Annotated in this window: 18 protein-coding genes; 14 read left to right on the top strand and 4 right to left on the bottom strand. The window is 68.3% G+C overall.

What is annotated here, in order from left to right:
• From Q8N19_RS05435 to Q8N19_RS05425, 3 genes are all read left to right on the top strand, one after another.
• Positions 1 to 259 (top strand): OsmC family protein (locus Q8N19_RS05435; protein WP_305588579.1); only part of this gene is annotated, 259 nt, incomplete at its 5' end.
• On the top strand, positions 256 to 747 hold the full coding sequence (locus tag Q8N19_RS05430) for a MarR family winged helix-turn-helix transcriptional regulator (RefSeq protein WP_305588578.1): 492 nt from the start codon (positions 256 to 258) through the stop codon (positions 745 to 747). The genes Q8N19_RS05435 and Q8N19_RS05430, both read left to right, overlap by 4 nt.
• Positions 748 to 889: 142 nt before the next feature.
• Entirely contained in the window at positions 890 to 1546 is a 657-nt protein-coding gene (locus tag Q8N19_RS05425; protein WP_305588577.1) for a DedA family protein, read from the top strand.
• 50 nt (positions 1547 to 1596) lie between these two features.
• On the opposite strand, the gene Q8N19_RS05420 is transcribed toward Q8N19_RS05425, so the two are convergent.
• Complete coding sequence (locus Q8N19_RS05420; RefSeq protein ID WP_305588576.1) at positions 1597 to 3669, bottom strand: S46 family peptidase; 2073 nt, start codon at positions 3667 to 3669, stop codon at positions 1597 to 1599.
• 164 nt (positions 3670 to 3833) lie between these two features.
• On the opposite strand from Q8N19_RS05420, the gene Q8N19_RS05415 reads away from it, so the two are divergent.
• The 6 genes from Q8N19_RS05415 (at position 3834) to Q8N19_RS05390 (ending at position 10808) form a co-directional block, all read left to right on the top strand.
• Positions 3834 to 4976: an ABC transporter permease gene (locus Q8N19_RS05415; RefSeq protein WP_305588575.1), complete on the top strand. Its 1143-nt coding sequence runs from the start codon at positions 3834 to 3836 to the stop codon at positions 4974 to 4976.
• Entirely contained in the window at positions 4973 to 5722 is a 750-nt protein-coding gene (locus tag Q8N19_RS05410; protein ID WP_305588574.1) for an ABC transporter ATP-binding protein, read from the top strand. The genes Q8N19_RS05415 and Q8N19_RS05410 overlap by 4 nt, the downstream gene beginning before the upstream one ends.
• Before the next feature lie 3 nt (positions 5723 to 5725).
• Positions 5726 to 6700, top strand: coding sequence for an HlyD family secretion protein (locus Q8N19_RS05405; RefSeq protein ID WP_305588573.1), 975 nt, complete (start codon positions 5726 to 5728; stop codon positions 6698 to 6700).
• Positions 6701 to 6782: 82 nt separating this feature from the next.
• Positions 6783 to 7688 (top strand): SDR family oxidoreductase, encoded by a 906-nt coding sequence (locus Q8N19_RS05400; RefSeq protein ID WP_305588572.1) that lies wholly within the window; start codon positions 6783 to 6785, stop codon positions 7686 to 7688.
• 172 nt (positions 7689 to 7860) lie between these two features.
• A complete protein-coding gene (locus tag Q8N19_RS05395; RefSeq protein WP_305588571.1) occupies positions 7861 to 9303 on the top strand; it encodes an MFS transporter in 1443 nt (480 codons plus the stop codon).
• 116 nt (positions 9304 to 9419) lie between these two features.
• Positions 9420 to 10808, top strand: a complete 1389-nt coding sequence (locus tag Q8N19_RS05390) for an MFS transporter (RefSeq protein WP_305588570.1) — start codon at positions 9420 to 9422, stop codon at positions 10806 to 10808.
• A 15-nt stretch (positions 10809 to 10823) separates the two neighbouring features.
• On the opposite strand, the gene Q8N19_RS05385 is transcribed toward Q8N19_RS05390, so the two are convergent.
• Positions 10824 to 11972, bottom strand: a complete 1149-nt coding sequence (locus tag Q8N19_RS05385; protein WP_305588569.1) for an Mrp/NBP35 family ATP-binding protein — start codon at positions 11970 to 11972, stop codon at positions 10824 to 10826.
• 159 nt (positions 11973 to 12131) lie between these two features.
• Between Q8N19_RS05385 and hflK the strand changes: the two genes are divergently transcribed.
• A complete protein-coding gene (hflK, locus tag Q8N19_RS05380; RefSeq protein ID WP_305588568.1) occupies positions 12132 to 13337 on the top strand; it encodes an FtsH protease activity modulator HflK in 1206 nt (401 codons plus the stop codon).
• On the top strand, positions 13334 to 14230 hold the full coding sequence (gene hflC / locus Q8N19_RS05375) for a protease modulator HflC (protein WP_305588567.1): 897 nt from the start codon (positions 13334 to 13336) through the stop codon (positions 14228 to 14230). Before hflK ends, hflC begins: the two co-directional genes overlap by 4 nt.
• A gap of 57 nt (positions 14231 to 14287) precedes the next feature.
• On the opposite strand, the gene Q8N19_RS05370 is transcribed toward hflC, so the two are convergent.
• Complete coding sequence (locus tag Q8N19_RS05370) at positions 14288 to 14959, bottom strand: HAD family phosphatase (RefSeq protein WP_305588566.1); 672 nt, start codon at positions 14957 to 14959, stop codon at positions 14288 to 14290.
• A 49-nt stretch (positions 14960 to 15008) separates the two neighbouring features.
• Entirely contained in the window at positions 15009 to 15902 is an 894-nt protein-coding gene (gene serB / locus Q8N19_RS05365; protein ID WP_305588565.1) for a phosphoserine phosphatase SerB, read from the bottom strand.
• Between serB and miaA the strand changes: the two genes are divergently transcribed.
• From miaA to ilvN, 3 genes are all read left to right on the top strand, one after another.
• The gene (miaA, locus tag Q8N19_RS05360) at positions 15901 to 16821 is read left to right on the top strand and encodes a tRNA (adenosine(37)-N6)-dimethylallyltransferase MiaA (RefSeq protein ID WP_305588580.1); all 921 of its coding nucleotides are present in this window, start codon (positions 15901 to 15903) and stop codon (positions 16819 to 16821) included. The genes serB and miaA overlap by 2 nt on opposite strands.
• 188 nt (positions 16822 to 17009) lie before the next feature.
• Positions 17010 to 18812: an acetolactate synthase 3 large subunit gene (locus Q8N19_RS05355; RefSeq protein ID WP_304756096.1), complete on the top strand. Its 1803-nt coding sequence runs from the start codon at positions 17010 to 17012 to the stop codon at positions 18810 to 18812.
• Positions 18813 to 18897: 85 nt separating this feature from the next.
• Positions 18898 to 19446, top strand: a complete 549-nt coding sequence (gene ilvN, locus Q8N19_RS05350) for an acetolactate synthase small subunit (protein ID WP_293316491.1) — start codon at positions 18898 to 18900, stop codon at positions 19444 to 19446.
• Positions 19447 to 19455 lie beyond the last annotated feature (9 nt).

The raw sequence follows: 19455 nt of genomic DNA, 5'->3' as shown, positions 1-19455 counted from the left end.
CGCCAGTATCGAAAGCGCCGTGCGCCAAGACGCCCCCCAGCACAATCTACGACTGAAGGACGCCGCGGTCACCGCCACCGTCCAGCTCTTCCCCAAGGAGGGCGGCGGATTTCGCCTCGGCGTGGCGCTGGCCGCCGAGATCGAGGGCCTTGAGGAGGCGGCTGCGCGCGAACTGGTGGAGACAGCCCACCAGGTTTGCCCCTATTCCAATGCGGTGCGCGGCAATATCGACGTGCAGTTGACCACGACGGCGCGGTGACCAGAAACCAGACCCGATCCGAACAGAGTGCGACCGGCGAAGGGGTTGATCCCCTTCGCCTCGACCTGCAGCTCTGCTTCGCCCTCTATGGCGCCAGCAATCGGGTGACCCGGCTTTACCGCCCCCTGCTGGAGCCGCTTGGCCTCACCTATCCGCAGTATCTGGTCATGCTGGCCCTGTGGGAGAAGGCGCCCCGCAGCGTCGGCGACCTGGGTCAGGCCCTCGATCTGGATTCCGGCACCCTGACCCCTCTGCTCAAACGCCTGGAGACCCAGGGCCTGGTGAACCGCGCCCGCGACCCGCGCGACGAGCGCCGGGTGGTCATCTCCCTCACCGACAAGGGCGCCGACCTGCGGGGGCCGGCCGCCGCGGTGCCAGGCCAGCTGGTCTGCCGCCTGGGGGGCGAGCTGGGGGACCTTGCGGCCCTCCGCACCGCGCTCCAGGCCCTCAACAGGCGCCTGGACGACGCCGAAGACGCAGCGCCCTAGGGACGCGCTCGCCTGCCCGGTCCCATGGCGCCGTGCGCCTTTCTGTCCCCAGTCCGGGTGGCCTTTATCTCACAGACAGAATTTGCCACTAGGATGCCACATCGCCCGGGCAGGTCAGCGCCGTAGCGATGGAGACCCCGACATGGAAGCGATGCTCGAACCAGTGGCGGAGTTCATCCGCAACAACAGCGCCTGGGCTGGCCTGGTCCTGGGGCTGTTCATCATGCTGGAGTCCCTGGTCATCGTTGGAGCCCTGGTGCCGGCCACGCCGCTGCTGGTGCTGACCGGCGGGCTGCTGGCCACCGGCGTGCTGGACCCCGTGTCGGTGCTGATCGGCTGCATCGTCGGCGCCATCGTCGGCGACGCCATCTCCTTTTTCATCGGCCGCAAGCTCGGCATGCAAGTGCTGCGGCACCGCTGGCTGCGGCGCTATAGGCGGCAGTTCGCCCTGACGCGGCTCTATTGCCGGCGTTATGGGGTCATTTCGATCTATGCCGGCCGTTTTATCGGCCCCATGCGCGCCTTCGTGCCCGCCGTAGTGGGGATGCTGCGCATGCCGGTGCGCGACTTTCAGATCGCCAATGTCATTTCGGCGGTGGTCTGGGTGTTCGCGGCGCTGGCGCCTGGCTACCTGACCGCCAAGGGGCTGGAACAACTGGACATCTTCGACCAGTTCGACCCCCTGACGCTCGGCCTCATCGCCCTGGTGGTGGCCGGCGGGGTGGGAACGATCGGCTGGCGGCTCCTGCGCAAGCGGGCCAAGCGCCGGGCGCCGATCCTGGATGTGCCTGGCCTCTGAGGGATCGAGCCCCGCGGACCTGGCCAAGGCCACGCCCGCGGGATCTGGCTCTAGCGGTCCATCAGTTCGTCGAGCAGACCGGTCAGGCCATAGACCTTCTCCAGGGCCTCGGTCGCCGCGGAGGTTGCGGCGACCACCGTACGATTGACGCTCCCGTCATAGCCATAGTCGCCACCCAGCGAGTGGATGTTGCCGTCAAAGGCCGCGCCCAGCACCTCGCCCTTGGCGTTGACCACCGGCGAGCCGGAATTTCCGCCGATGATGTCGTTGGTGGTGACGAAGTTGTAAACCGTGTCCGGGTTCAGCTTGTCCTTCGCGGCGATCCAGCGGGGCGCCAGGGCGTAGGGATCGGCGCCCGTGGCCCGCTGATAGAGGCCGGCGAAGGTCGTCGTGGCGGGAATGGTCTGGCCCCGATGCGTCCAGCCCTGAACCTGGCCATAGGACAGACGCAGAGTGAAGGTGGCGTCCGGATAGACCGCGTCTCCATAGGCGGCGAACCGGGCCGCAGCGACCCGCTCAGCGGCCCTGGCGGTGGGCGCCTCGACCTCGGTCTCCCAGGCTTCGCGAACCTCCCGGGCCAGGGGATCCATCCGCAGGGCGAGCTGAATCATCGGGTCCTGGGACGCCTGGACCGCCGACAGGCCGCCCTCCCACAGGGCCTTGCGGACCGCCGGGTCATCAAGGCGCGAAGCCGCCAGGGCCTGCGCCAGCCCTTCGGGGCTCTGCTTGCCGAGCAGCTGCTGCACCGCCGGATGGTCGGTGGTCAGGTATTCCCGGGTCTTGGACAACCAGAAGCGGAGATAGAGCGCCTCCAGGTCTTTATCCACCGGCCGGGCGTCCAGCAGGCGCTTCTCCAGCAGGGAGAGGCGGGCCTCGGAGTATTCCGGCAGACGCTCGGTGCTGGGCTTGGCCCGTTCCTGGGCGGCCCGGACCAGGGTTCGGGCATAGCCGAACAGGTTCGACCCGCCGCCGGCGGCCGCCTCCATCTGGCGGTAGGGGAGGTATTGCTCGGCATAGGCGGTCTGGGCGGCTTCGATCTCGCCCCAGGGATCGCCGATCTCGCGGGCCAGGGCCGGATCGGCGGCGATCTTACCCTTCAGCTCGGCTTCCGCCGCCCGCTTGGCGTCCATGAAGGATGCATCGTTCAGGGCGAACTGACGGCCGAAGAAGACCTTGAAGCTGTTCTCGACGCCAAACAGCGGATCGGTGGCGATCCGCTTGTTCTCGGCGCTGACCTCGGAAAACGCGATCAGACGGCCGCGCAGCTCGGAGCGCTGCAGCTGGCTGACCGGGATGGACAGGTCCCGCTGGGTCTCCAGCTGGGCCAAGGTCAGAAGGCGGCCGGTGGAGCCGGGATTGCCCGACACGAAGGTGGCTTCCCCGACCTCAGGCGCCCGGGCGACCCAGGTCAGATGCTGCGGGGTCTCGACCACCTTGTCGTCCTCATAGAGGCGCAGGAAGGCCATATCGAGGTTGAAGCGGGGGAAGTTGAAATTGTCCGGGTCGCCGCCGAAGAAGGCCGTGGCGATTTCGGGTGCAAACACCAGGCGCACATCGGCGTAGCGGCGGTACTTGTAGAGCTTGTACTGGCCGCCCCGATAGAGGCTCACCACCTGGCAGCGATAGCGCTCGTCGCCGAGGCAGCCCTCCTCCTCCAGCCGGGCCACGGCGGCGTCGCGGGCCCGGTTGAAGGCCTGACCGGTCAGGCCGGCGCCGGCGGCGCGGATGGTGTCGGTGACATCGGTGATCTCGGTGAGGATCTCGGCCTGCTGGCCGGGGCACTGGCGTTCCTGTTCCCGGGCGGTCGTCAGAAACCCGTCCTGCACATAGTCGGTCTCCGCGCTCGACAGGTCCTGGACGCAGTCGACCACGCAGTGATGGTTGGTGAGCACGAGACCCTGGCCTGAGACCACCGAGGCCGAGCAGCCATTGGTCAGTCGCACCGAGGCGGCGCGCACCTTGTCCAGCCAGGGCTGATCGATCTTCACCCCATAGGCGTCCTCGACCTTGGCGGCGGGAAAGTTGTCAAAAGTCCACATGCCTTCATCGGCCCGGGCCGTCCCGGCCGAGAGACCAAACAGAAAAACGCCCGTGGCGGAGGCGGCGAGCAGGGCTGATTTCATCGATCAACACTCATGAGAAATGGGACCTGGGCCCTAAAGGGCCCAACTGTCACAGGGCGTAACAGCCGACACGACGGCTGGCTACGGCGAGGCCCTCGCCTTACCTCGAATTAACTTGGGTTGCAGCCCCGCTCCGGCCACTCCTGATGGCAGGAGGACCGGGGATGTCACTGGCTTTGGCCACACTGATCTATGAATGGCGGCGCTATCTGGCGGCGGTGATCGCCCTGGCCTTTTCAGGCCTGCTGATCCTCGCCCAGGTGGGGATGTTCACCGGCATCGTCCAGGCGGCCACGGCCACCATCGACCGCTCGCGGGCCGAGCTTATGGTCCTGCCGGCCAAGTCCGAGAGTCTGATCAATTCCGGCTCCAACGGCCTGCCCCGTCGCCTGGCGCCGGAAATGTACCTGCATCCCGAAGTGGTTCAGGTCGCCAGCCTGGATGGGTCCGGCGGCCGCTGGATGAACACGCCTGAGGCCGGCGAAAAGCAGGTCACCCAGTGGATTCAGCTCGACGTCGTCGATCCCATTCCCGGCGCCGTCACCCTGCCGGTGGACTATCCGGAGGAGGTGCGCATCGCCCTGCTGGAGCCCTTCGCCGCGGTGATCGACCGCAGCAGCCAGGCGCGCATGGGCGTGACCCTCAACGACAAGGCGACCATCAACGGCAAGACCGTCACGGTTCGCGCCTTTCTCGACGGCTATCCCTCGATCAACCAGCCTTCCGTGGTGGTGTCGCGCGACACCCTTCGCCTACTGGGCATGGCCGACGACGGCGAGAAGGTCGGCCCCCTGATGGTCCAGATCAAGGACCCGGCCCGGGCGGTCCAGGTGCGCGACGACCTGAACGCCGTGGCCGAAGGCCGCTACCGGGCCTGGACCCGCCAGGAGCTTGCCCAGGCCAATGAAGGCGCCCTGATGAAGGAGCAGATCATCGGCATCATGCTCGGCTTCTCGGTTTTCCTGGGCTTCCTGATCGGGGTCGGCATCACCTCCCAGACCCTGCGCGGGGCGATCATGGCCAATATCAAGGAGTTCGCCAGCCTGCGGGCCCTGGGCGTCTCCATGGGCGCCCTTCGCCTGATCGTCCTGGAGCTCTCCTTCTGGGTCGGCATCGTAGGCCTGGCGGCCACGGCGGTCTTCACCTTCCTCGTTTCCCTGCTGGCCAGGAGCGCGGGCCTGCCCATGGGCTTCCCCGCAGGCTGGGTCATCGGGGTGGCCATCCTGCTTCTCCTCATCTCGCTGGCCTCGGGGCTGATGTCCCTGGGCGTCCTGAAGAAGAGCCAACCGGCGGACCTGCTGCGATGACCTCTGCCCCGCACCGCGACGACGCCATCCGGGCCACCGGCCTGTCCAAGCGCTTCAAGACCGGCCGAACCTATATCGAGGTGCTGAAGTCGGTGGACTTCGACGCTCGCCACGGGGACCTGACCATGGTCATGGGGCCTTCCGGCTCGGGCAAGTCGACCCTCGTCGCCTGTCTGTCGGGGCTACTACGCCCCGACGAGGGGGAGGTGCAGGCGCTGAACCAGGACCTCTGGGGCCTGCGCACCGGACGGATCGACCGCTTCCGCCTGGACCACTGCGGCTTCATCTTCCAGGGGTTCAATCTGTTCTCGGCCCTTACCGCCCTGGAGCAGGTCACCACCGTCCTCAAACATACCGGCCTAACCAAGCGCGAGGCGCGAGACCGGGCGGTCGTCTCCCTGGAGGAGGTCGGCCTCGGCCACCGGCTCAACCAGCGACCCGCCGAGCTGTCGGGCGGCGAAAAGCAGCGGGTGGCCATCGCCCGGGCGCTGGCCAAGGACCCGAAACTGCTGTTCGCCGACGAGCCCACCTCGGCGCTCGACGGCGAGAACGGCCAGATCGTCATCAAGCTCCTGCAGCGGGCCGCCAAGGACCATGGGGCCGCGGTGATCTGCGTGACCCACGACCCGCGGCTCGAAGCCTATGCCGACCGCATCATCCACATCGAGGACGGCGCCATCCTCGACGACCGGCGCGTCACCTCCGGCGCGCACGCCGCGCCCCACTCCCATCTGATCGAGGCCTGACCCATGCAAGCCCTCCTGCGCCGCCCCGTCTTCTGGATCATCATCGTCGTCCTCGTGGCGCTGGCCGGCGGCGGCCTGGTCCTCAAAAGTCAGGCTGACGACCGCAAGGCCGAAGCGGCCAAGGCCGCCGAAAAGGGCTCCCCGGTCAGCCCCTATGTGGCCATCGCCAACGGCAAGGCCGATGTGGAAGGCGGCCTGATCCAGGTGGCCGCCCGCAGCGCCGGCATCGTCCGGGAGGTCCTGGTCCAGGAGGGCGACAGCGTGACTGAGGGCCAGATCCTCGCCCGCCTGGAGGATGATGAGCCTCGCCTGTCGGCCGCCCGCGCCAGGGCGGAGGTCGAGCAGGCCCGCGCCCAGATCGCCCTGACAGAGGTGGAGATCTCCACCGCCAGCCGTGAGTTCGACCGGCTCGACAGTCTGTCGGCCTCCAACTTCGTGGCCGGTCAGCGCCTCGACCAGGCCCGCGACGGTATCCGTCAGGCCCAGGCCCGTCTGCGCGCCCAGCGGGCGGCGGTCGCCACGGCCGAGGCCCGGCTGGCCGAGGCCAACTACAATCTGGAGCTGACCATGATCCGCGCTCCGGCCGATGGGGTGATCGTCCGCCGCTACGCCAATCCAGGCTCCGGCGCCTCGACCCTGAACGTCTCCAACATGTTCGACCTGGAGCCGGCCGGCCAGCGGATTGTCCGGGCCGAGATCGCCGAGGGCGCCCTGCCCCATGTGAGTCTCGGCCAGATCGTCGAGATCGCCTCGGAGGCCGATCCGACCCAGACCTTCAAGGGTCAGGTCCTGCGCCGCGCCGCCGTCTTCGGCGCCCGCAAGCTGGTGTCCGATGATCCCACCCAGCGAGCCGACGAGCGGGTGGTCGAGGTGGTGGTGAGCGCCGACGGCGCCCCCTTCCTGGTCGGCCAGCGGGTGCTGGTGAAGTTCCTGCGCCCTGCCCAGACCGCCTCAGCCGGAGCCATCCCGGCGACGTGAGACCCCTAGCAACGCCTTGACGGAGAAGGGGTCGGCCGCGCACAACGCCGCCAATTCCTTCACCTGACTTCGGGAGACTTCCATGGCGGACATCCGCTTCGACGGCAAAGTGGCCATTGTGACGGGCGCGGGCGGCGGGCTTGGCCGTCAGCATGCTCTGGAGCTGGCCCGGCGCGGCGCCAAGGTCGTGGTCAACGACCTGGGCGGATCGGTGGACGGCTCGGGCGGCTCCTCGGCCGCGGCCGATGCGGTGGTCGATGAGATCAAGGCCGCCGGCGGCGAAGCCATCTCCAACGGCTCGTCGGTCACCGACGACGCGGGCGTGGCCCTGATGATCAAGCAGGCCATGGACCAGTGGGGCCGGATCGACATCCTGGTCGCCAATGCCGGCATCCTGCGCGACAAGTCCTTCGCCAAGATGGAGATCGCCGACTTCGAGCTGGTGCTCAACGTCCACCTGATGGGCACGGTCAAGCCGGCCAAGGCCGTCTGGGACATCATGCGCGAGCAGAACTACGGCCGGATCGTGGTGACCACCTCGTCCTCGGGCCTCTATGGCAACTTCGGCCAGTCGAACTATGGCGCGGCCAAGCTCGGCATCATCGGCTTCATGAACACCCTGCGTCTCGAAGGCGCCAAGAACAACATCCACGTCAACGCCATCGCGCCGGTCGCCGCCACGCGGATGACCGAGAACCTGATGCCGCCCGCCGTGCTGGAGCGTCTGAAGCCGGAATATGTCACGCCGGGCGTGGTCTATCTCTGCTCCGAAGAGGCGCCCACCGGCGCCATCCTCACCGCCGGCGCGGGCGCCTTCGCCCTGTCGCGCATCTATGAAACCGAGGGCGTCTACCTCGGCGAAGGCGGTCTCTCGGTCGAGGAAGTCCGGGACAACTGGTCCAAGATCGCCGACCCCGAAGGCCAGGCGGCCTACGCCGCCGGCGGCGAGCAGAGCCAGAAGTTCTTCCGCAAGCTGTCGGGCGGCTAAACCCCGTTCTGCACCTGATCTGACGACGGGCGGCTCCCCCTGGGGGCCGCCCGTTTTCTTTTGGCCCTCAACCCCAATTGGGCCTTGCCTTGACGCAGGTGATCGCGCGTAACCTATCGATCAAGGATAACGCCCGTCAGAGGCGTCACCATAGATCTGGGGAGACGCCCGAGTGGCCACAACCGACGCAGCCGCGCCTGCACAACCGTCACAGCTCAAGCTGTCGACCATCCTCGCCTTCGCCTGCACCAGCCTGCCGCTGTCGGCGCTGACCATCGCCATGTCGGTCTATCTGCCCCGGCATTTCGCCAGCGAGATCGGCATCAGCCTGCTGGCCGTGGGCTCGGCCTTCGCCCTGGTGCGGATGATCGACATTCCCCTCGATCCCCTGCTCGGCCTGGCCATGGACCGGACCCGGACGCGGTTCGGCCGTTACCGCCTCTGGACCGTGATCGGCGCGCCCGTGCTGATGCTGGCCATCTTCATGCTGTTCATCTCGCCCACAGGCGGGGTTGGCGGCCTGATCTTCTGGCTGCTGATCCTCTATATCGGCACCTCGATCCTGCACCTGTCCCACGCGGCCTGGGCGGCGACCTTGGCGCCCAGGTACAATGACCGGTCCCGGGTCTTCGCCATCATGACCGCCGTGGGCGTTCTCGGCGCCCTGCTGGTGCTGATGATGCCCTTCATCGTCGCGGCCCTGGACATGCCGGAGTCCGAGGGCGTGCCGGCCATGGGCTGGTTCGTCCTGATCCTGACCCCCCTGGCCGTCTGGCTGGTGGTGGCGCTCACGCCAGAGAAGATCTCGCCCGACGTGCCCGGCCAGCAGAAGTTCCAGCTGAAGGAATACTGGCGCCTGATCGCCCGGCCCTCCATGGGCCGGATCGTCCTGGCCGACCTTTGCCTGTCGCTCGGCCCCGGCTGGATGAGCGCGCTTTACCTGTTCTATTTCACCGACAGCCGGGGCTTCACCACCGGCCAGGCCAGCGGCCTGCTGGCGGTCTATATCGTCGCCGGTTTCGCCGGCGCGCCCCTGCTTGGCCGTCTGGCCATGCGGATCGGCAAGCACCGGGCGGTGATGGTCGCCACCACCGGCTATGCGGCCGCCCTGGTGGCCCTGCCCTTCCTGCCCAAGGCCGACCTCATGGTCGGCGCCTTCCAGATGTTCACCGCGGGCTTCCTGGCGGCGGGCTTCCAGGTGCTGACCCGGGCCATGACCGCCGATGTCGCCGACGAGGTGCGCCTGGAACAGGGCAAGGAGCGTTCCGGTCTGCTCTACGCCATCACCACCCTGACCTCGAAGATTTCCGGGGCCTTCGCGGTCTTCCTGACCTTCACCGTCCTCGACCGGGTGGGCTACAACGCCACCGATGGCGCGGCCAATTCCGCCGAGGCGGTGCGGGGCCTGGAGCAGGCCTTCCTGATCGGCCCGATCTTCTTCGTGGCGCTCGGGGGCCTCTGCTTCATCGGCTACAAGCTAGGCGAAGAACGCCACAGCGAGATCCGCCGCGAACTGGACGAGCGGGACGCCCTCTACGACACCGCTCCGGTGCTGGAGACCCTGGCCAGCGAGCCCTCGATCCCCACCCCGCTGGTCGAGCCCCGCAAGGGCTGAAAACGACCAAGGTTATATCTTCCCCGCCCGCTTGCGCCCCGCCGCAAGCGGGCGTTTTGTCGTCTCCATAATCGCGTGGTGAAGCTGCGCCAAAAACATAGATTTGGAGACGTTCCGTGAGTGCTTTACCCCAGGGCGCGGTTGCGCCCCGCGGGGGCGGCCTGCCCCTGACCACTGTCCTGGCCTTTTCCAGCACCGCAGTGCCCCTGGCCGTCCTGGGCCTGGCCCTGGGCGTCTTCCTGCCGCGGTATTTCGCGGGTCATATCGGCATCAGCTTGGTGGCCGTGGGCGCCGCCTTCACCATCGTGCGGCTGATCGACATCGCCTTCGACCCCATGATCGGGGCTCTGATGGACCGCACGCGCACCCCTATCGGCCGCTACCGGCCCTGGGTCATCGCCGGCGCGCCGGTGATGATGCTGGGCGCCTACAAGCTGTTCAATCCGCCGGCCGGCGCCGGCGAAGGCTATCTGATCCTCTGGCTGCTGGTGATCTATGCGGCCCTGTCCATCGTCAGCCTCGCCCATGCGGCCTGGGCCTCGTCCATCGCCACCAGCTATGACGAGCGCTCCAGGGTCTATGGCTGGATGCACGCGGTGGGCGTGGCCGGCGCGGTGGGCCTGCTTCTGTTGCCGGCCCTGACCGGCGGGCGGATCGAGCCGGGCTCGGGAAGCAGCATGCCGGCCGTGGGCTGGATCGTGATCATCGGCATTCCGCTGGCCACCGCCCTTTGCGCGCTGCTGGCCCCGGAGAAGGTGGCGCCGCGCAGTGCGGCTGAGACCTTCGACCTGCGGGAATACTGGCAGGCCCTGAAGCGGCCGGAAATGATCCGCCTGATCCTCGCCGACCTCGCCCTGGCGCTGGGCCCCGGCACCACGGCGGCGATCTATGTGTTCTTCTTCCACGACGCCAAGGCGTTCAACTACGCCCAGGTGTCGATCCTGCTGGTGCCCTTCATCGGCGCGGGCCTGCTGGGGGCGCCGGTCTGGGCCAAGCTCGCCCAGCGCTTCGGCAAGCACCAGACCCTGATGGGTGCGACCGTGGCCTATGCGGTGTTCCAGACCATCCTGATGGCCATCCCCAAGGGGCTCTTCCTGCCGACGGCCATCGGCATGTTCGCCGTCGGCTTCACCGCCAGCGCCTTTGTCGTGCTGGTCCGGGCCATGGTCGCCGATGTGGGCGACGCCATCCGTCTGGAACAGGGCAAGGAACAGACGGGCCTGCTCTACGCCATGGTCACCAGCACCCAGAAGGTGGGGGCGGCGATCTCGGTGGGGATCATCTTCCCGGTGCTCTCGCTGGTGGGCTACAACGCCGCCGACAACGTCACCAACACGCCCACAGCCATCTTCGGCCTGGAGATGTGCTACCTGTTCGCCCCGATCATCTTCGTCCTGATCGGCGGGGCCTGCTTCCTCGGCTACGGCATGAACGCCGAAAAGCATGCGGCCATCCGCGCCGCCCTGGACGCCCGGGACGCCCGCGATCAAGCCGCCACGGCCTGACGCGTCATCCGAGACTCAGCCGCGGGCCAGGCCAAGCCTGGTCCGCAGCATCTCCGCGGCCTGCCGGAAGGCCTTCGCCGGACCGCTGTCGGGCGCCGTAGCCACCAGCGGCCGGCCGTCGTCGCAGCCCTGCCGCAGGGCGACATCGATGGGGATCTGGGCCAGGACCGGGGTCTCCAGCCGCTCAGCCTCCGCAAGCCCACCCCCCTGGCCGAAGATCGGGATCGGGGTCCCGGTGGCCGGGTCGGCGAAATAGGCCATGTTCTCGATCAGGCCGAGGATCGGTGTGGCCGTCTTCTGGAACATGGACGCCGCGCGCCGCGCATCGATGAGCGCGATTTCCTGCGGCGTGGTGACGATGACCACGCCGTCCAGCCGCATCTTCTGGATCAGGGTCAGCTGGATGTCGCCGGTGCCCGGCGGCATGTCCACCACCAGCACGTCCAGCGGCGCCTCCTCCGAGCCCCAGGCCACCTCATGCATCATCTGGCGCACGGCCGAGGACGCCATCGGTCCGCGCCAGATCATCGGCGCCCCCTCATCGACCATGAAGCCGATGGACATGACCTTGATCCCCCAGGCCTCCAGGGGGATCAGCTTCTTTTCCGGGTGATATTCCGGATCGCCGTCCGCCCCGAGCATCCGCGGCGCAGACGGCCCATAGACGTCGGAGTCCAGCAGACCGACGCTGAGGCCGAGCGCCGCCAGGCTTACGGCCAGACTGACCGAGACGGTGGACTTGCCCACTCCGCCCTTGCCGCTGGCCACCGCGATCACCCGGCGCACATGGGGCGGACGCACGGCGCCCTCGGGCGGCGAGGGTGTCGCCTGCGGATCAGCGGCGAGCTTCACCCCCTTGCGTACCCGGGTCACACCTTCGGCTGGCGGCGGGGGCGGGCCGTCGCCGGGGATATTGGTCAGCACCACCTGGGCGCGCTCGACTCCCGGCGCGCTACTCAAGACAGCCTCGGCCCGGGCCCGGACCGGCTCATAAAGCTCGAGCATGCCGGCCGGCGCCTCCATCATGAAGCCAGCGCGGCCGTTGCGCACCGACAGCCCCTGGACCAGCCCCGCGCTCACCAACCCCTTCCCGGTGCTGGGGTCCAGCACCTCATCCAGGAGGGCGAGCAGGGCGTCGCGGTCAGGCAGGCGTGATGTGTTCATGTCGTCTTCGGCTTGCGTTGGCGGCTTGGCCGTCACATATCCGGCTGTAAGCGCCGGTTTACAAGTCCGCCCCCGCGGACCGAAATCGCGGCCGCGCCGAGATACGCCGATCCACGACGTCCCCGACGACGCGACCCAGAAAGACGACGCAAAAAAAGAATGCCCTGGAATGACAACGTAAACCCCGGACCCTGGGGAACCCCGCCACAGCAAGGCGGCGGTTCAGGCGGATCGGGTGGCCCTGGCGGCCCCAAGCGCCCGGGTCTCGGCGGCGGCGGTCCTCGCGGCCCCGGCGGTCCGGGCGGCCCCCGCGGCCCTCAGCCCGACCTCAACCAGCTGCTGGAGCGCCTGATCGCGCGCCTGCGGAAATTCTTCAGCGGGCCTGGGGGCGACCAGATCCGCCCCGGCGCCATCGCCGCCGTGGCGGCCGTGGCCTTCGCCCTGTGGGCCATGTCGGGCCTCTATCTGGTCCAGCCCAACGAGCAGGCCGTGGTGACCACCTTCGGCGCCTATTCCCGGTCGTCGGGTCCTGGCCTGAATTACGCCCTGCCCGCCCCAATCGAGCGGGTCGAGAAGGTGCCGGTCACCTCCCTGAACCGCATCGACATCGGCGGCACCTCTGAGGCCGCTAACCCCCAGGAAAGCCTGATGCTGACCGGCGATGAGAACATCATCGACCTGAAGTTCAGCGTCACTTGGCGCGTGGCCGACGCCTCGCGCTTCATCTTCACCATCCGCGACCCCGAGGAATCGGTGAAGGCGGTGGCCGAAAGCGCCATGCGCGAGGTTGTCGGCCGTTCGCAACTGGACTTCATCCTGACCCGCGGCCGTGGCCCGGTGCAGGCCCAGGCCGCCGAACTGATGCAGCAGACCCTGGATTCCTGGGGCGCCGGCGTCAGCGTGGTCGAGGTCCAGATCCGCAACGCCGACCCGCCGGCCGAGGTCATCGCGGCCTTCCGCGACGTGTTCAACGCCAGCCAGGACGCAGAATCCGCCCGCAACGAGTCCGAGGCCTACTTCAACCGGGTGGTCAACGAAGCCAAGGGTGACGCCGCGCGCATCACCCAGGCGGGCGAGGCCTATCGCGAACAGGCCGTCAGGGAGGCCACCGGTGAGGCCTCACGCTTCGACCAGATCTATGCCGAGTATCGTTCGGCTCCGGCGGTGACTCGCGAGCGCCTCTATATCGAGACCATGCAGCGCGTGCTGCAGAACTCGAACAAGGTGATCGTCGACTCCAACGGCGCCAGCGCCCCGATCATCCTGCCGCCGGACGTCTTCCGGCCGCGCACCGGCGCCCCTGCCGCCACCGCCACGCCGGCCGAAACCGGCTCGGCCGCGCCCGGCGCGAGGAGCAGCCAATGATGGACCGTCGCTACATCCCCTACGCCATCGCCGCGGTGGTGGCCCTGATCGTCCTGGCCAACACCTTCTTCGTGGTGGATCAGCGCGAACAGGCCATCGTCGTCCGGCTGGGCGACCCCGTCAGGGTGGTCAATGCCGGACCTGAGGCCACCGCGGGCCTGAAGGTCAAGGTGCCCTTCATGGAACAGGTGCTGCGCTTCGATAAGCGCAACATCGCGCTCGAGACCGAAGAGGAAGAGGTCATCGCCGCCGACCAGGAGCGCCTGGTGGTCGACGCCTTCATCCGCTACCGGATCAGCGAGCCCCTGCAGTATTACCGCACCCTGCGTGACGACCGGACGGCCAACGACCGCATCCAGCGGCTGGTGAATTCGTCTCTCCGTCAGGTCCTGGGCTCGGCCACCTCCAGCGACATCATCTCCGGCGCCCGCTCGGGCGTCATGGCCAACACCCTGGCCGATGTCCGCGCCAGGGCGGCGTCCTCGCGGCTGGGCATCGAGGTGATCGATGTCCGCATCCGCCGCGCCGACCTGCCGCAGGAAAACATGGCGGCCACCTATCGCCGGATGGAGACGGCCCGCCAGCAGCAGGCCGCCCAGATCCGCGCGGTCGGCGAACAGCAGAAGCGCGAACGGATCGCCGAGGCCGACAAGGAGGTGACCATTACGCTGGCCACCGCCCAGGAAACCGCCGACCAGACCCGAGGCGAAGGCGATGCGCAGCGCACGCGCATCTATGCCCAGAGCTTCGGCCGCGACGCGGGCTTCGCCTCCTTCTATCGCTCGATGCAGGCCTATGAGGCCTCCATCGGCCAGGGGGATGCGACCATGATCCTGTCGCCCGACAGCGCCTTCTTCCGCTACTTCGAGCGGGGTCCGGGCGGGGCGCGGTAAGCGCCCGTCCCTGCCGAACCGATCAGCCCTCGATCCTTAAGCCGGATCGGGGGCTTTTCATTTGCGGACCATCACCGCCAGCAGATCGCGGACCTCGTGAAGGTCCTGGGCGATGCGCACGCACAGGTCGCGCATCTCGTCATTGGGCTCCAGCATGTCAGGCACCATGATGGTCATCATGCCGGCCGCGGCCGCCGCGCGGACGCCGTTGTGGCTGTCTTCCAGGGCGATGCAGTCGCGGGGGTCCATGCCCAGCGCCGCGGCCGCCTTCAGATAGGGTTCGGGATGCGGCTTGCCGTTCGTTACGCTCTCGGCGGTGATGAAGGCGTCGAACCGCGAGAGCAGGCCCGCATGGCCCAGATGGGTCTCCACCGACCGCATGCGCGAGGACGTGGCCACCGCCCGGGGCGCGCCGACCGCGTCCAGATGATCGAGCATCTCGAGGACACCCGCCTTCAGGGCGACCCCGGCGCTATGCGCCTCAACGAACCGCGCCCGCACGTCGGCGACATAGTCGTCCAAGACAAAGCCCTCGCCGAAGTGGCGGATCAGAATGCCGTCGCTGGCGGCGTGGGTCAGACCGACCATGCTCTGGAATACCGGAAAGGGCATGTCCCGACCCATGGCCAGGGCGGCGCCCTGCATCGCGTGGAGCATCAGGCGCTCGGAGTCGATCAAGAGGCCGTCCATGTCGAAGACGACGGCGGAGACGGGGCGCGGCAGGGTCATGGGCAGGCTCTTAGCCCAGGCTGCCCCAGGCGTGAAATCAAGGCCTGCTTCAGTCGGTGACAAAATCCGTCGCCGCATAGCCCTGGAAGTAGAGCAGCGCCGTCAGGTCGGCGTGATCCACCTTGGCGTGGGCCTGGGCGGCGACCACCGGCTTGGCCCGGTAGGCGACGCCTAAGCCCGCAGCCTCGATCATGGCCAGATCATTGGCCCCGTCGCCGACGGCCAGGGTTGCGGTCAGCTCGGCGCCGATGGCGGCGGCCTCTTCGCGCAGGGCGGCCAGCTTGGCCTCTCGCCCAAGGATGGGCGAGCCCACCTCGCCGGCCAGGACCTCGCCCGCCTCGATCAGGGTGTTGGCCCGCTGGGCGTGGAAGCCCGCAGCCTGCGCCACCCGGCTGGTGAAGAAGGTGAAGCCGCCGGAGACCAGCACGCAGCGCGCCCCGCCCGCCGCCATGGTCCGCACCAGGGTCCGGGCGCCGGGATTGAGGACCACCCGCTCATCATAGGCCCGCTGCAGGTCCGAGAGCGGCAGCCCCTTCAGCATGGCCACCCGCTCGCGCAGGGCCGCCTCGAAATCCAGCTCGCCGCGCATGGCCCGCTCGGTGATCTCGGAGACCTTGGCCTTGACGCCGGCGAAGTCGGCCAGCTCGTCGATGCACTCGCAGCCGATGATGGTGGAATCCATGTCGGCGATCAGCAGCCGCTTGCGCCGGCCAGCCCATGGCTGGACGCAGGCGTCCACCGGAAGGTCCGACAGGGTCGCCGCGACGGCGGCGCGCACCGGCGCGAGCGCCTCGGCCTCCACCGACAGGTCCACCGCGCCAGGTCCTAAGGGCCGGGGTTCCTTGACGCGGGCGTGTGCGCCTGCGAGCGCTTGGGTGAGTTGGACGGCGGCCGCGGCGACGGCGGCCTCCTGCGGACTGACAAGGGTGAGCGCGATTTCCATGGAGCCCCGCATCTGGCTGATCGGCGGGCCGACGGCAAGCGGCAAGACGGCGATCTCCCTGCGTCTGGCGCGGGAAATCGACGGCGAGATCGTCAACGCCGACTCCATCCAGCTCTATCGCGACCTGGCGATCCTCAGCGCCCGGCCGACGCCGGAAGAACTGGATCAGGCGCCGCACTACCTGTTCGGCGTGGCGGACGGGGCGGAGGCCTGGTCGGTGGGCCGCTGGCAGCGCGCGGCCCTGCCGATCATTGCTGACATCCGCAGCCGAGGGAAAAGCCCCATCCTCGTCGGCGGAACCGGCCTCTATTTCCGCAGCCTGACTCACGGTCTGGCCGAGATTCCCACGGCCGCCCCAGAGACCCGCGCCGCAGCGGCGGCAGAGTTCGAGGCCCTCGGCGAGATCGCGTTCCGGGACCGTCTGGCCAAGGTCGACCCGGCAGCCGCCGCCCGCATCGCGCCGGGCGACCGCCAGCGGCTGGTGCGCGCCTGGGAGGTTCACCTCACTGCCGGCCAGTCGCTCTCGGCGCTTCAGGCGCAGACGACGGCGCCTCTGGCCGTGGACGCCTGGTGGGGCCTGGCCATCGATCCCCCGCGGGAGGCGCTCTATGCCCGCTGCGACGCCCGACTGGCGGCCATGATCGAGGCCGGGGCGGCCGACGAGGTTTCGGCTCTGCTGGCCCGAAGCCTGGCCCCGGACCTTCCGGTGATGAAGGCCCTGGGGCTGGCGGAGATCGCCGCCTGGCAGGCGGGTGAGATGAACCTGGAGGAGGCCCTGGCCGCCGCCCGGCAGGCCACCCGTCGCTACGCCAAGCGCCAGGCGACCTGGTTCCGCAACCAGACCCCGGACTGGCCGCGGGTCTCGGCGAGCGACCCAGAGGCCCAGTGGGGGCAGTTTCTTGCTCTGGGCGCGCCTTGACGCCCCGGCGCGCGCATGCGATGAGCGGGAAACACTCTATCTGGAGAACGCGCGTGCGCGTCAGCATCGTACTTAAGTGGCGACCTTAGACGGGCCGATTTCGATCGGCGCGAACGAGGTCGCTTGCACCAGGCCCCCCAGCGGGCCTTTTTTATTGCCCTGAAGGCCAGCCTAAGAAGGCCACTGCCATGACCGCCCACCAGACCATCACCGCCCCCGAAGCCGCCGACACCGAAATGATGAGCGGCGCCGAGATCGTCGTCCGCTCGCTCATCGACCAGGGCGTAGAGGTCCTGTTCGGCTATCCGGGCGGGGCGGTGCTGCCGATCTATGATGCGCTGTTCGCCGAGCCGCGGCTGCGGCACATCCTGGTCCGCCATGAACAGGGCGCGACCCATGCGGCCGAGGGCTATGCCCGCTCCACCGGCAAGCCGGGCGTCGTCCTGGTCACCTCAGGCCCCGGGGCGACCAATGCGGTCACCGGCATCGTCGACGCTCTGATGGACTCCATTCCCCTGGTGGTCATCACCGGCCAGGTCGCCACCCACCTGATCGGCACCGACGCCTTCCAGGAGTGCGACACGATCGGCATCACCCGCTCGATCACCAAGCACAACTATCTGGTCAAGAATGTCGACGACCTGCCGCGCATCATGCACGAGGCCTTCCACATCGCCACCTCGGGCCGGCCTGGCCCGGTGGTCATCGACATCCCCAAGGACGTGCAGTTCGGCAAGGCGGCCTACCAGGGCCCACAGGCCGTCACCCACGCCCATGACTACCGCCCCCAGGTCAAGGGCGACGCCGGCCGCATCGCCGAGGCCGTCACCCTGATCGCCCAGTCGCGCCGGCCGATCCTCTATACCGGCGGCGGCGTCATCAACGCCGGCCCCAGGGCGTCGGAACTTCTGCGGGAGTTCGCCGAACTGACTGGCGCGCCGGTGACCTCGACCCTGATGGGCCTGGGCGCCTTCCCGGCCGCAGACCCCAAGTGGCTGGGCATGCTGGGCATGCACGGCAGCTTCGAAGCCAACCACGCCATGCACGACTGCGACGTGATGGTGGCGCTGGGCGCCCGGTTCGATGACCGGGTCACTGGTCGGCTGGACGCGTTCGCGCCCACCTCGCGCAAGATCCACGTGGACATCGACGCCTCGTCCATCGGCAAGAATGTCCGTTGCGATGTCGGCATCGTCGGCGACGCCGCCAGCGTGCTGGAGGACATGATCGCCGCCTGGAAGGCCATGCGCCTGTCGGTGGACAAGACCGCGCTGGACGAATGGTGGAAGCAGATCGAGGTCTGGCGGGCGCGGGACTGCTTCGCCTACACGCCGGACTCCAAGCTCATCAAGCCGCAGCAGGCGGTCGAGCGGCTGTATCACCACGCCAAGGACAAGGACGTCTACATCACCACCGAGGTCGGCCAGCACCAGATGTGGGCCGCCCAGTATTTCCGCTTCGAGGACCCCAACCGCTGGATGACCTCCGGCGGCCTGGGCACCATGGGCTATGGCCTGCCGGCCGCCGTCGGCGTGCAGATCGCCCATCCGGACTCACTCGTCATCGACATCGCCGGCGACGCCAGCGTGCAGATGACCATGCAGGAGATGGCCACCGCCATTCAGTACGATCTGCCGATCAAGATCTTCATCCTGAACAACGAATGGATGGGCATGGTCCGCCAGTGGCAGCAGCTGCTGCATGGGGAGCGCTACTCCCACTCCTATTCAGAAAGCCTGCCCGACTTCGTGAAGATGGCCGAGGCCTTCGGCGCGGTCGGCCTGCGGGCCGAGCATCCGGGCGAACTGGACGACAAGATCGCCGAGATGATCTCGGTTCGTCGTCCGGTGCTGTTCGACTGCCGGGTGACCAAGGAAGAGAACTGCTTCCCAATGATCCCGTCAGGCAAGGCGCACAACGAGATGATCCTGGCCCAGGAAGCCCGCGACCTCGGCTCCATCATCGACGACGCCGGCAAGCGGCTGGTGTGAGCGGGCAAGGACGAGCTGGCCGGGGGCGTTGCCCTCGGCCACCGCCTGTGACACCTGAACGGCCGAGCCTAGAGAAGAGACCTTGATGCCCGATCCCCAGCCCGCCTCCGTCTATGACCTCGACCACAAGGCCGAGGTGGAGAACCTCGCCACCTTCGCCGTGCTCGTGGACAATGAGCCCGGCGTCCTGCACCGGCTGGTCGGGCTGTTCGCCGCACGCGGCTACAATATCGAGAGCCTGACGGTCGCCGAGACTGACCGGAACGCCCACACCAGCCGGGTGACCATCGTCACCCGCGGCACGCCCCATGTGCTGGGCCAGATCGAGGCCCAGCTGGAGAAGATGGTCTCCACCCGCCATGTCCAGGACGTGACCCGCGATCCCAACGGCCTGGAGCGGGAGCTGGCCCTGGTCAAGGTCAAGAGCCTGGGCGCCGAGCGGGTCGAGGCCCTGCGTGTGGCCGACATCTTCCGCGCCCGGGTGATCGACACCACCCACGAGAGCTTCGTCTTCGAGATCACCGGCGCGCCCAACAAGATCGACAAGTTCGCCGAACTGATGCGGCCGCTCGGCCTTGTGGAACTGTCGCGCACCGGCGTGCTTTCCATCACGCGGGGGGCCGACGCCCTCTAGGAGCACTAA

The sequence above is a fragment of the Phenylobacterium sp. genome (genome assembly GCF_030693405.1).
In the GTDB taxonomy this organism is placed as follows: Bacteria; Pseudomonadota; Alphaproteobacteria; order Caulobacterales; family Caulobacteraceae; genus Phenylobacterium.
The sequence above is the reverse complement of the archived record's forward strand: the minus strand, read 5'-3'. Positions and strand labels throughout refer to the sequence as shown.